Origin of the sequence: Aurantimonas sp. (assembly GCF_964217435.1) — a bacterium.
GTDB lineage: Bacteria > Pseudomonadota > Alphaproteobacteria > Rhizobiales > Rhizobiaceae > Aurantimonas > Aurantimonas coralicida.
The window spans coordinates 34338-47198 of the sequence record NZ_CAXPJM010000015.1 but is presented as its reverse complement, the minus strand read 5'-3'; the positions used below and the strand labels follow the sequence as shown (position 1 = coordinate 47198).

Annotated in this window: 12 protein-coding genes; 9 read left to right on the top strand and 3 right to left on the bottom strand. The window is 66.2% G+C overall.

All coding sequences use genetic code 11. The features are described from left to right. Positions 1-202 precede the first annotated feature (202 nt). The gene (locus ACEQX1_RS07900; RefSeq protein ID WP_370196694.1) at positions 203-1192 is read right to left on the bottom strand and encodes a small ribosomal subunit Rsm22 family protein; all 990 of its coding nucleotides are present in this window, start codon (positions 1190-1192) and stop codon (positions 203-205) included. Positions 1193-1395: 203 nt separating this feature from the next. Here ACEQX1_RS07900 and ACEQX1_RS07895 point away from each other — a divergent pair, with 203 nt between their 5' ends. The 4 genes from ACEQX1_RS07895 (at position 1396) to hemH (ending at position 5504) form a co-directional block, all read left to right on the top strand. Beyond that, complete coding sequence (locus ACEQX1_RS07895) at positions 1396-2841, top strand: homospermidine synthase (RefSeq protein ID WP_187390239.1); 1446 nt, start codon at positions 1396-1398, stop codon at positions 2839-2841. A gap of 460 nt (positions 2842-3301) precedes the next feature. Next, a complete protein-coding gene (locus ACEQX1_RS07890; protein ID WP_210310346.1) occupies positions 3302-3748 on the top strand; it encodes a nuclear transport factor 2 family protein in 447 nt (148 codons plus the stop codon). A 165-nt stretch (positions 3749-3913) separates the two neighbouring features. Beyond that, positions 3914-4285 (top strand): hypothetical protein, encoded by a 372-nt coding sequence (locus ACEQX1_RS07885; protein ID WP_024348919.1) that lies wholly within the window; start codon positions 3914-3916, stop codon positions 4283-4285. Between the two features lie 157 nt (positions 4286-4442). Then, complete coding sequence (hemH, locus tag ACEQX1_RS07880) at positions 4443-5504, top strand: ferrochelatase (protein WP_024348920.1); 1062 nt, start codon at positions 4443-4445, stop codon at positions 5502-5504. A gap of 114 nt (positions 5505-5618) precedes the next feature. Here the strand turns inward: hemH and ACEQX1_RS07875 are convergent, their stop codons facing one another. Beyond that, positions 5619-6017, bottom strand: coding sequence for a response regulator (locus tag ACEQX1_RS07875; RefSeq protein ID WP_228240275.1), 399 nt, complete (start codon positions 6015-6017; stop codon positions 5619-5621). Between the two features lie 324 nt (positions 6018-6341). On the opposite strand from ACEQX1_RS07875, the gene ACEQX1_RS07870 reads away from it, so the two are divergent. After that, positions 6342-7349, top strand: coding sequence for an SPFH domain-containing protein (locus ACEQX1_RS07870; RefSeq protein ID WP_024348922.1), 1008 nt, complete (start codon positions 6342-6344; stop codon positions 7347-7349). A gap of 5 nt (positions 7350-7354) precedes the next feature. Beyond that, on the top strand, positions 7355-7801 hold the full coding sequence (locus ACEQX1_RS07865; protein WP_370193954.1) for an NfeD family protein: 447 nt from the start codon (positions 7355-7357) through the stop codon (positions 7799-7801). 15 nt (positions 7802-7816) lie between these two features. Here ACEQX1_RS07865 and ACEQX1_RS07860 read toward each other — a convergent pair whose 3' ends face one another. After that, positions 7817-8800 carry an SIS domain-containing protein gene (locus ACEQX1_RS07860; protein WP_228240277.1) on the bottom strand — a complete coding sequence of 328 codons (984 nt, stop codon included), beginning with the start codon at positions 8798-8800 and terminating at the stop codon, positions 7817-7819. Positions 8801-9044: 244 nt separating this feature from the next. Here ACEQX1_RS07860 and ACEQX1_RS07855 point away from each other — a divergent pair, with 244 nt between their 5' ends. The 3 genes from ACEQX1_RS07855 (at position 9045) to ACEQX1_RS07845 (ending at position 12742) form a co-directional block, all read left to right on the top strand. Continuing rightward, positions 9045-10832, top strand: coding sequence for an outer membrane beta-barrel protein (locus ACEQX1_RS07855; protein WP_370196693.1), 1788 nt, complete (start codon positions 9045-9047; stop codon positions 10830-10832). A gap of 256 nt (positions 10833-11088) precedes the next feature. Further along, positions 11089-11499, top strand: coding sequence for a hypothetical protein (locus tag ACEQX1_RS07850; RefSeq protein WP_370193958.1), 411 nt, complete (start codon positions 11089-11091; stop codon positions 11497-11499). Then, on the top strand, positions 11483-12742 hold the full coding sequence (locus tag ACEQX1_RS07845; RefSeq protein ID WP_370193960.1) for an ImmA/IrrE family metallo-endopeptidase: 1260 nt from the start codon (positions 11483-11485) through the stop codon (positions 12740-12742). Before ACEQX1_RS07850 ends, ACEQX1_RS07845 begins: the two co-directional genes overlap by 17 nt. Positions 12743-12861: the final 119 nt, after the last annotated feature.

Below are 12861 nucleotides of genomic sequence, written 5' to 3'. Positions count from 1 at the left end.
CTCCGACCGCTTCACTAGATCATGGGAAGCACGTTCCCGAAGGGTGGCTATGTGTCCTAGGCAAGCGTGACGGCTATGTCCGCTCCGGTATCTTGCCTTCCCAAACCGGACTGACCGCAGACCACCCAAAGCCGCCTTCGGCCTCCCGTCCCAGACCTCGTCGTCAGCGCGGATAGCCCTTGCCGCCAACCTCCCTCCCCCCTCACTCCAGCGCGTCGCCCCAGTCGAGGCGGCGGGCGGTGCGGAACAGCTCGCCCTCGCGCTTGGTGACGAGCCGGTCGCGCAGCGAACCGTCGGCGTTGCAGAGCTTGAGGGTCACCTTGCCGCTGCCCTTGCGGGCCGGCGCCAGCACCCGGGCCGCCGGCGGTGCGGCCGGCGTGCGGGCGACCGCCAGATAGGCGTATTTCTCGTCCTCGAAGGGCACCGTGGCGCTCTTGGCCAGCCGGTGGGTGCGCGTGCGCTCCACCCGCTCGGCGAAATGGCACCAGTCCGGCGCCGTCACCGGACAGGCCTTCGCATGCGGACACGGCGCCACGAGATGCGCCCCGGCGTCCAGAAGCGCGTCGCGTGCTGCAAGGATGCGCTGCCAGCCCGCCGGCGTGCCCGGTTCGACGATGAGCAGCACCCCCGCCGTCAGCCGCCAGAGCGCGGCCATCAGCGGCGCCAGTTGCGTCGGCGCCAGTTCGTCGAGCACATAGCCGAGCGTCACCAGATCGGCCGGCGCGCGCGCCGCCAGCGCCGTGGCGAGATCGCCGCGCACCCAGTCGACATGCAGGGCCTCGCCCGCGTCCGCGCCGTCCGCGAAACCGTCCCGGGTCAGCGCCTCGCCGACCGCCATGGCCGGCGCGCTCGCCTCCACCAGCGTCGCCCGGGACAGGCCGGGATAGGCGTCGCGGGCGGCAAACAGCGCCGTGCCGGGCCCCGCCCCCACGTCGAGCAGCGACACCGGCGCAAAATCCGGCCGCCGCCCGGCCACCGCCTCGAGGCTCGCCCGGATCGCCGCGAAGGTCGCCGGCATGCGCGCCGCCAGATAGGCCAGCACCGCCGCCTCGCCGTCCAGATGCTGGCGCCCGTCGCGGGTCTCGGCCCGGTAGCGCTGGCTCAGCCGCAAACCGGCAAGGCGCAGATCGTCGAAGGATTCCGCGTCCAGGCGGTCCGCCAGCGCCGCGCGCAGGGTCGGGGGAAGCTGCATGGGGCTGTCCTGCCTCCGCAAGAATGTCGTATCGGCTGCGCCATGAAACCGACAAGCCCGTCCCCGATAGGTCCGGCTTGCCCGCCGGCGCCCGCTTCCGCGGTACGCTGCGCACTTTCAATTGTCACGGAAACGTTCTAGCGGCTTGCCCGAACACTCCGTGACGATGACCGGCTCCGAGTTGAACCGAAGGAATTTCGCAAATGGCCAAAGAGAACCATCCGATCCACGCCAAGATCACCGGTCCGGTGGTGATGATCGGTTTCGGCTCGATCGGCAAGGGCACCCTGCCGCTGATCGAACGCCATTTCGACTACGACAAGAGCCGCTTCACGGTCATCGACCCCAACGATGCCGACAAGCAGATGCTCGACGAGCGCGGCATCCGCTTCGTCAACGAGGCGGTGACCCGCAAGAACTACGAGGAACTGCTGACGCCGCTGCTCACCGAGGGTGAAGGCCAGGGCTTCTGCGTCAACCTGTCGGTCGACACCGGTTCGCTCGATCTCATCAAGCTGTGCCGCAAGCTCGGCGTCCTCTACATCGACACCGTCGTCGAGCCGTGGCTCGGCTTCTATTTCGACGAGAGCCTGTCGAACGCCGACCGCACGAATTACGCGCTGCGCGAGACCGTCCGCAAGGAGAAGCGCAAGAACCCCGGCGGCACCACCGCCGTCTCCTGCTGTGGCGCCAATCCGGGCATGGTCTCTTGGTTCGTCAAGCAGGCCCTCGTCGACGTCGCCACCAAGGTCGGCCTGGAATTCACCGAACCCACCTTCGACGACCGCGAGGGCTGGGCCAAGCTGATGAAGAAGGCCGGCGTCAAGGGTATCCACATCGCCGAGCGCGACACCCAGCGCACCAAGAACCCGAAGCCGATGAACGTCTTCTGGAACACCTGGTCGGTGGAAGGCTTCCTGTCGGAAGGCGTGCAGCCGTCGGAGCTGGGCTGGGGCACCCACGAGAAGTGGATGCCGAAGAACGCCCGCACCCACAAGAAGGGCAACCAGGCGGCGATCTATCTCGAGCAGCCGGGCGGCAACACCCGGGTGCGCACCTGGTGCCCGACGCCGGGGGCCCAGTACGGCTTCCTCGTCACCCACAACGAGTCGATCTCGATTGCCGACTTCTTCACCCACCGCAACAAGGATGACGAGGTCACCTACCGGCCGACCTGTCACTACGCCTACCATCCCTGCAACGACGCGGTGCTGTCGCTGCACGAGGTGTTCGGCGCTGCCGGCAAGTTCCAGCCGGTCCACCACGTCCTCGACGAGAACGAGCTGGTCGACGGCGTCGACGAGCTCGGCGTGCTGCTCTACGGCCACGACGCCAATGCCTACTGGTACGGCTCGCAGCTCTCGCTGGAAGAGACCCGCAAGCTGGCGCCCTACCAGAACGCCACCGGCCTGCAGGTGACCTCGGCGGTCATGGCCGGCATGGTCTGGGCGCTGGAGAACCCGGAAGCCGGCATCGTGGAGTCCGACGAGATGGACTACAAGCGCTGCCTGGAAGTGCAGTCGCCCTATCTCGGCCCGGTCAAGGGCTACTACACCGACTGGACCCCGCTGACCGATCGTCCGGGCCTCTTCCCCGAGGACCTCGACGAGAAGGACCCCTGGCAGTTCCGCAACATCCTGGTGCGCTGACCTCCGCCACCCCGCCTGATCATCTCCAGCCGCCGGCAGTCATCTGCCGGCGGTTTTTCTTTGCGCGCCGACTGTCGAAGCGCGGGGTGACAGGCGAATCGCCCGCCCGGCGGCGCGTTTCACGCCACCCAGGGCCGCAACAACGCGTCAGCCGCCGGCAAGCCGTTCTTCCGCCTGCCTTATCCCCAATTATTTTCCCATAGGGAAACTTCTCGGACGCGACCGGCGAAATGTCGGGAAACCGGCGATTTCCACCGCTTTTTCGCAGCCTCGCCGCAAAATCGGCGTTGCGATCGTGTCGCTTGAGCAAACTTCACCACGCGGATGCCGCAGAACGAGACGCCCGGTACTTGCTTTTCCGCTTGAATATCCAAGGTTTGACCGTCCGGGTGGGAGTTTGTTGCGTCACCCGACGAAAATCGGAAGAGCGGCCCGGGCCGTTCTCCGCTCGGAGCAGTTCATGGTCGACACGGCAGTCACGCGTAAGATCGTCGAGGAAGTGATGGAAGCGGTAATGGCGGGAGCCGCGGGCTCCATCGCCCGTCACTTCGTACCCGGCGCCATGGTGTCCCAGCGCAGCAATGCCGCCATGTCGGACGCGCCGTGGTTCGGCCGCATGGAGGGCGAGTTCCGGCTGCAGGGCGAGGAGGAGGCGCGCGCCTTCTTCGACGAGATGCTGAAGCGCACCACCTACATCTCCTACGAATTGCGCGGCATCGTCTGCGAGGACGACAACGCCGCCAGCCGTTGCGACTGGACGCGCCGCGACGAGAAGACCGGCACGCTGATCACCGGGACCACCATGTACTGGTTCGCCTTCACCTCCGACGCGCGGATCCGCTCCATCGAGACCATCGGCTCGATCCATTCGGTCATTCCCCTGCGCAAGGCCGAGAAGGTCGACTGAACCGCTCCCATGCGGGTGCTTGCCGTCATGACAGCCGTTTCAAATTGGGATAGCGTGGCACGCGTCTCAAAGCGTTGCGGCGGCGCGGTGCCGTCTCCACGCGAACATTGTTGCCTTAGCGGATCGGCGGTCGCCGGAGTGCCGCATCAGTATCGAGGTCGTATCATGCGCCGTATCGCCGTCACCCTCAGCCTCGCCGCGTTTGCCCTGGGCGCCTGCCAGAGCGAGCGGGCCCAGATGTCGCGGCCGCTGCCGCAGGCCGCCGCCTACCAGGGCGTCGAGGGCCGCTGGGCCTCGACCGGTGGCCCGATCGCCTACACCGCCGTGTTCCAGAACGGCCGCTTCACCTCGGCCGAGCGCGACACCAACGGTCTCCTGGCCGAGGGCAACTACACCTCGAGCGGCGCCTCGCGCATCCAGCTCAACTTCACCTCGGTCGCCCGCGGCGTCCAGATCGCGGCCAACTGCAACCATGGCGGCGGCACGATGGTCTGCACCTCCTCGGACGGTTCGACCTTCCGTCTCGCCCGCGCCTGAAAATCGGTCGCACCCTGATCGCATCGCCGGCGGTTCCAGCCGCCGGCAATCCTCCCTATATGGCCTTGCACGAGGTCGGTCCGGGCGCCCAGCGCCGCCCGGCGTGTTCTGCCGTGGACACGAGCGACCGCCCGCCACACGACGCAAGGACCTGCCGATGAATGCCCTGACCAAGACCATCGCCGAACGCTCGATCGGCCCCCTCCCCGAGGGCCATCCGCCGGTGAAGCAGCCCAAGGTCGGCGTTCTTCTGGTCAATCTCGGCACCCCCGACGGCACCGACTTCAAGCCGATGCGCCGCTATCTGAAGGAGTTCCTCTCCGACAAGCGCGTCATCGAATGGCCCCGCGCCGCCTGGTACCCGATTCTCTACGGCATCGTCCTCAACACCCGCCCCAAGAAGTCCGGCGCGGCCTATGCCGAGATCTGGAACAAGGAGCGCAACGAGTCCCCCTTGCGCACCTTCACCCGGGCCCAGGGCGAAAAGCTCGCCGCCCGCATGGCCGGCGATGCCGGCGTCGTCGTCGACTGGGCCATGCGCTACGGCAAGCCCTCCATCGCCGAGCGCACCGACGCGCTGATGGAACAGGGCTGCGAGCGCATCCTCGTCTACCCGCTCTATCCGCAATACGCCGCCTCGACGACCGCCACGGTCAACGACAAGTTCTTCGAGCACATGATGGGCAAGCGCTGGATGCCGGCCGTGCGCACCGTGCCCGCCTATCACGACGAGCCGGTCTATATCGACGCCCTCGCCCGTTCGATCGAGACGCATCTGGCGACGCTCGATTTCGAGCCGGAGCGGGTGATCTGCTCCTATCACGGCATTCCGCAGAGCTATTTCCGCAAGGGCGACCCCTATCACTGCCATTGCCAGAAGACCTCGCGGCTTCTGGAAGAGCGGCTCGGCTGGCCCAAGGGCCGGCTGATGACCACCTTCCAGTCGCGCTTCGGCCCGGAGGAATGGCTGCAGCCCTATACCGACAAGACCGTCGAGAAGCTGGCGCAGGAAGGCATCAAGGACATCGCCGTCCTCAACCCCGGCTTCGTGTCGGATTGCCTGGAGACGCTGGAGGAGATCGCCGGCGAGGCGGGCGAGATCTTCCACGAGGCCGGCGGCCGGAACTTTGCGCATATCCCCTGCCTCAACGACAGCGAGCCGGGCATGGACGTCATCGAGGCGATGGTCCGGCGCGAACTGCGCGGCTGGATCGACTAGCTCCCCACGCGCAAACGGCCCCGTTCGGCAAGCGAGCGGGGTCGCGCATCGGGCGCGGTCTCCAGCAATGTTTTTGAAGAGGAATGCGGCCCCTCACGGGGCGCCGCAGCCGGCCTAGATGTTGAGGCCTTCGCTCTGCATCTGGGTCGCCGCGTTCAGCGGCCCGATCAGCCAGGTCTCGGCATAGGGCTTGTCGACGAAGCCGATCGGCCTGGCCGCCAGCGCCTCGGTCACCATCGCGTCGCCGATGCCGGCGCTGACGAACAGCGAGGGAATGTCGTGCTCCTCGCGCAGCCATTTCGCCACCGCCACGCCGTTCGGTCCGCGCCGCAGGCGGACATCCACCACGGCGACATCCACCGTGCCGGCCGCGATCTCGTCCATGACCTGGAAGAAGTCCTTGGCAATGCCGACGACCTCGTAGCCATTGTCCTCGAGCATGACCCTCAGATCGATGGCGATCAGAAGCTCGTCTTCGACGATGAGAACCCGGGGTCGTGCCAGTCGCGCCATGCCATTCCCTTTCGTCAACCGGGAAAGGAAGCGCAGATCCCCGGATCGGTTCCCTCCCGTTCCGGCATTATGTGTATTTTTATGGAACAGTTGGCGAACGTCGGCAGGCTTTGCACAGATTTCGGCAAAACCGCCACGCGAAGACCATCAGGTGACACGTATGACGTGTCGGTCGCGGCCGTCTATACTAAGCAAAACTGACATCCCAGATGCGCCTTGCGTTCCGCTTCCGTCTCCCCTGATATGCGGCCATTGCCGGATGCGGCCCAGCAGGATGCGGGACGGTCACGGCAGCGGAGGTTTTTCATGTTCGCAGGCGATTTCCTGTCGGGAACGGGCATCCTTGTCCTCGTCGTGCTGTTCGTCGCGGTGCTCGTCCTCCTGTCGACGATCAAGATTGTCCCGCAGGGCTACAATTACACGGTCGAGAATTTCGGCCGCTACACCCGCACGCTCACCCCCGGCCTCAACATCATCGTGCCCTTCATCGAGCGCGTCGGCCGCAAGCTCAACATGATGGAGCAGGTGCTGGACGTGCCGACCCAGGAGGTCATCACCCGCGACAACGCCTCGGTCGCCGCCGACGGCGTCGCCTTCTACCAGGTGCTGGACGCCGCCGCGGCCGCCTACGAGGTGTCCGGGCTGGAGAATGCCATTCTCAACCTGGTGATGACCAATCTGCGTTCGGTCATGGGCTCGATGGATCTCGACGATCTCCTGTCCAACCGCGACGCGATCTCCGAGAAGATCCTGCGGGTCGTCGATCAGGCCGCCAACAGCTGGGGCATCAAGATCACCCGCATCGAGATCAAGGACATCAACCCGCCCAAGAACCTCGTCGATTCCATGGCCCGGCAGATGATGGCCGAGCGCGAGAAGCGGGCCGAGATCCTCGAGGCCGAGGGCTCGCGCAACGCCGCGATCCTGCGCGCCGAGGGCGAGAAGCAGTCGCAGATCCTGCAGGCCGAGGGCCGCCGCGACGCCGCCTATCGCGAGGCCGAGGGCCGCGAGCGCCTGGCCGAGGCCGAGGCCACCGCCACCCGGCTGGTCTCCGACGCCATCGCCGCCGGCGACGTCCAGGCGATCAACTACTTCGTCGCCCAGAAATACACCGAGGCGCTGGGCAAGCTGGCCTCCGCGCCCAACCAGCGCGTCGTCCTGATGCCGCTGGAGGCCTCGTCGCTGATCGGCTCCATCGCCGGCATCGGCGAGCTTGCCCGGGCGACTTTCGGCGACGACGCCACGGCCGGGGCGCGGCCCCAGGCCGGCCCCACCGCCGGCAAGTCGCGCACGCGGGTTCCCACCGCCCCCTATGGCGGCAGTGAGGGCTGACCGACATGCCTGAGGTTCTGATCGATTACGGCTGGTGGATCCTCGGCCTGGTGCTGCTCGCCCTCGAGGTCGCCGCACCCGGCGTCTACCTGCTGTTCTTCGGCATCGCCGCGCTGATCGTCGGGATGAACGTCTTCTTCCTCGGAACCGGCTGGTTCGGCTGGGAACAGCAGATCATCGCCTTCGTCATCCTGTCCGTCGCCGCGGCGCTGCTCGGCCGTCGCTGGTACGGCAACAAGAGCGTCGCCGGCGATGGCGAACGGCTGAACAGGCGCACGGCCCGGCTGGTCGGCCGTCAGGCCGTCCTGACCGAACCGATCGTCGACGGCCGTGGCCGGATCGCGATCGAGGACAGCTGGTGGAGCGTCACCGGGCCGGACATGCCGGCCGGCGCCCATGTCCGGATCACCGGCGCGGACGGTTCGGTACTGGTGGTCGAAGCCGCGCCCTGAAGGCGGGCAGGAGCGTCAGGCGACGCCGATCCGCAAAAGGTCGTGCATGTGGACGATGCCGACCGGACGCCGGTCGCGCACCACCATCAGCGCCGTGATGTTGGACGAATTGACGATCTCCAGCGCCTTGGCGGCCAGGGTCTCCGGCGTGATCGTCTTGGGGTTGGCGGTCATCACCGTGTCCACCGTCTCGGCCAGGAGGTCCGGGCCAAGGTGACGGCGCAGATCGCCGTCGGTGACGATGCCGATCAGGCAGCCGCCCGCATCGACCACCGCCGCACAGCCGAAGCTCTTGCGGGACATCACGATGATCGCCTCGGCCATGGTCGTGCCGGAGGCCACCAGCGGCAGCGCCTCGCCGACATGCATCAGGTCGCCGACATGGACGAGGCTCGCGCCCAGCTGCCCGCCGGGATGGAAGACGTGGAAGTCGCCCGGCGTGAAGCCGCGCCGCTCCAGAAGCGCCACCGCCAGCGCGTCGCCGAGCGCCGCCTGCAGCGTCGTCGAGGAGGTCGGTGCCAGACCGTGCGGACAGGCTTCCGCCACCCGCGGCAACAGCAGCGCCACATCTGCCTCGCGCGCCAGCGTCGAGCCCGGCCGCGAGGTCATGGCGATCAGCGGCAGCTTGAAGCGCCGCGTATAGGCGACGATGCCCTTCAGCTCCGTCGTCTCGCCGGACCACGACATGGCCAGCACCGCGTCGTCGCGGCCGATCATGCCGAGATCGCCGTGATTGGCTTCCGACGGATGCACGAAGAAGGCCGGCGTGCCGGTCGAGGCGAAGGTCGCCGCGATCTTCGCGCCGATATGGCCGCTCTTGCCGACGCCGGTGATGATCAGCCGGCCGGTGATGCCCGCGATCAGGTCCAGCACCCGCTCGAACGGCTCGGCCATCTCGGCCTCGAGCAGCGCCGCCAGCGCGCGCAGGCCGTCCGCCTCGGTGGTGACGGTGCGAACCGCCGACTGCGAACCGGGTTTCGGGGCGGTGGGCTGGGGCATGGTTTGGGCGATCACGACGCGGGGAATCACTGTTTTGTTGCAAGATGTGGCGACCAATGACCAGTTCGGTCCGGCCAAAACAAGGCATGTGACGCGCAAACCCCGGTGTTGCGGGGCCCCGCGGAAAATATCAACGAATCCTTAACCATGAAAATTTACGCTTTCGCAACCGGCGCGGAGAAGGCGCGGGCAATGAGAGCGCAGGCAAGCCGAGATGCCGTCCATCCCCCGTCGATCCGCACGCATGATCGCCGCAACCGCCCTTCTGGGCGCGGCCGGCATCGGCGTCGGCTTGCCGGGTCTGCCCAACGCCCGTCCCGCTTTCGCCCAGTCGGCGCAGCAACCGCTGTTCCCGCAGCTGCGCACCGACGACGCCCGCCCGGCCGCGCCGCAAGCCTACGACCCCTATGATCTCAGGGCCGCGCCGCTGACCCGCGGCACCCGCATCGACCCGGCCCTCATCGATCGGCTGGAGCAATCCGGCGGCACGCCGGGCGACGATCGCCGCGATCCGGCCGGGACCGATGCCGGCACCCTGCCGCCCGATCCGCGCGACGCCACCGAGACCGACGGCGCGTCATCACAGGAGTTCGATCTCTTCAGCGGCCCTGCCGCCGCGCCGCAAGGCCGCGCCGCCACCAGCCGCCCGGCAGCGCCCGTCCGGAGCTTCGATCCCGAGCCCGAGACGGCTGATGTCGCGGACGAGACCCTCGCCGAAGACCCGCGCGACGCACCGGCCTTCTCGGCCCGGCCCCGCGCCGGCGGACCGGCGGGTGCGGTCCGCGCCGTCGCGCCCCGCAATCCGCCACTGGCTGCCGGCATCGCCGACGAGGCGCCTGCCGTCGACAGCCCGCTGCGCACCAGCCGGACCGTCATCCCCCCCGGGCGCGCGCCGGTCGCCACCAGCGACGCCGATCCCTTCGCCCCGCTCGGCGTGCGCGCCGGCCGCTTCATGCTCTATCCCGAGCTGATCCAGACCCTCGGCGCCTCGACCAATATCGACGACGCGGTCGATGGCGAGAGCGGCATCTTCTCGGAAACGACGATCTCGGCCCGGCTCCTGTCCGACTGGTCCCGCCACGAAGCCGAGCTGAACGGCAGCCTCACCTATCGCCGCAACTTCGCCGGCGACACGCCGGAAGATCCCCGCGCCGCCCTCGACGGTCGTCTGCGCCTCGATCTCGACCGCATGACCACCGCCACGCTGCGCGGCGCCATCGACTATGCCCGCGAGGACACCGTCGACATCTCCGACAGCTTCGTCGGCACCGACCAGGCCGACCGCCTGCAGGGTTCGCTCTCCGGTCAGCTCGAACGCCGCTTCGGCCGCCTCGTCGTCAGCGGCACGGGCACGCTCGCGCGCACCGCCTATGCCGACCTGCCGGCCGGCGCCATCGACCAGGACTACACCACCCTCACCGCGACCTTGCGCACCGGCTACGAGATCTCGCCCGCCGTCACGCCCTTCGTCGAGGCGAGCCTCGGCCGCCGGCTCTTCGATGCGCCCGGCGAGGAAGCCGGCGGCGCCTTCGACCGCGACGCCCTCCTGCCGGCATTGCGCGGCGGCGTCGCCCTCGATGTCACCGAGAAGCTGCGCGGCGAAATCGCCTTGGGCTATGCCTGGAACCGTCCCGACGACGATCGCGGCGAGGCGACCAGCGCACCGACGCTGGACGCCAGCCTCGTCTGGTCGCCGCAGCGCGGCACCGAGGTGACCACCGCCCTGCGGACCCGCTTCGAGCCCGAGACCTCCGGCCGCTCCACCATCGTCGCCTATGAGGGCTCGCTGGGCCTGCGCCATGCCCTCGACACGCGCACCGAACTGACCGCGACGGCGCTGGCGGAATTCAGCAATTCCACCATCCCCGGCGACGACGAGACGCTGCTGACCGGCGAGGCCGGCTTCACCTACTGGCTGCACCGCGGCTTCGCCGTCACCGGCCTCTACACCCACCGCCAGCTCTACACGGACGACGGCACCGGCGATTACGGCTCCGACACCCTCCGCATCGGCATGAAACTGCAGCGGTAGGGGGTAAGGGTATATGCGAGGAACCGTCCCGTTTCTCCATCGCCGCTGCGCGATTTCGAGAAACGCAATCGGGAACAGAGTTCAAGGAAAGGGGCTACCCCGACATTCCAGATGCGCTCCGGCCAGTACAAACCTTCCAGCGGCGAACTCCCACTCGAGGTTGTTGAGAACTGCTAAGTGGAGCACATTCTTTCAAGCCGTACGCTAGTGACATCGCCGATGACTCAACGGGGTTTGGCTGCTAAAGGTCCGCTCCATGGTTAAGCGCCCCAGCCAGATTGCACCTCCGGCACCTCTGTCTGATGAGCAGGTGCGATCAGCCTTCTATGGTGGGTCGCCCGAACACAAGGTGAAACGCTGGTGGGGTGGTCTGCCTAAAGCTTACCTTGGTCCAGATAAGAAGGCGAAGCGACCGGGAAAGCCGCTTACGACAATCTGTCCGCTCGTCAACGAGAACGAGCGCGATCAGGCTACCGAATGGGTTCGGCACGCTCTACGACAGCAACAATACCGGTTTTATGAGGGCGATAAAGATTTCCCTAAACATTTATGGTACCGTGATGAAACCACCGGCCAAGTGTGGTTTGGATTCCTTGTGACCAGCGGTCTTGGCGAGTACAAGGGATGGCCCATTGACGAGGAGGAACGGGTTGCAGTTTTCGGTTGATTGGCTTGAAAATGCACCCAACCGTGCGCTCGAAGAGAGAGCCACGGCGGCAGAACTCAAGATTTCCATCGGCAACAGCAATGCGACCCTGCATATGATGGACGGCGTATCGGGTGGCGCGATCGAGATGCCGGTCTATTCCTTAGTTCAGGGGCTTACGCTCGATTGGTGGCGCTTGTTCGGAAGTCGGGAGGACGAAATCAGCCTCAAGCATTATCGAAGCGGCTATGCAGTACCCGATGTTCGCATGCGTTTCGATGGTAGCACTTTTGAAGTCCGCGCTGAGCAAACCGTCTACCACAATCCGCCGGTCCAGTTTTGGGCCGGACAGCACGAAGTCCTGAGCCGAGCACAAGCAGAAGCGGTCCTGTCCGAGTTCATTGATACTGTCCTCTCTCGTCTGACAGAGAGCAGCGTGGTCGGCACAACTGCTGCTCTGCGCTGGATCCGCATTCAAGCTTCGCTCGCGGACCCTGAAGAACGCGCCTTCTGCGAGGCAGCCGCCGCTTTAGGACAGGATCCCTATGCGGTTGAAAATGATATTGCGGAAACGATTGAACGGTCTGCAGTCATTTTCAAAGGTGAGCCGTTGACCGAATTCCTAGCGGGTGCCCGTGGTAAGAACAAACAGCGTCTATTCGCATGGATTGAAGCTGTGCGGAGCATGCCAGGCTATACTGCACGGCTTAACGATCTCCCGGCGATCGCAAGGCAAGCAGCAGGGAACACGCCTGCAATCGAAGGTGAGGAGGCATGGGCACATGGCTACAGGCGCGCCCGCGCATTTCGCAAGGCACTCAGTCTCGGAGACCAAGACCGTACGAAGAGCGTTAAGCAGTTGGCAGCACGCCTTGGAAATGCGAACTTTCGAGCGAAGGCGTCCGTCGATGGCATACGCGTACTCCGTGAAAACAATGATCTAGGCGTCATGTTGCATCTGCGTCGGCGCGAAAGCGGTTTCGCTGCGACGGAGCAGCTTTTTAGCCTCGCGCGCGGCGCCGGCGATGTTGCCTGCTTCCCCGAGCCCGATATTGCGCCGATCAACGATCTGCAGCACGCTTATAGGCAAAGATGCGGCCGTGCCTTTGCGGCCGAGTTTCTGGCGCCAGTACGCGAGGTACGCTCGATGTGGGAGGACGGCCGTGACACCTCTACGATCGCGGACGAGTTCGGAGTAAGTGAACGCGTCATCGAGCACCAGCTTGAGAATGGGCAGCGCATTGAGGAGGTGTGCGCAGCTTAACTTACAGTCCACGCGGCGCCACTAACCTGCGCTTCAGTTTCTAGATGGCTATCTACGTTCAGACACGTGGATCACCACCTCCGGCTGACAATACGCTGCCACCGCCAACTTGCTAGTCG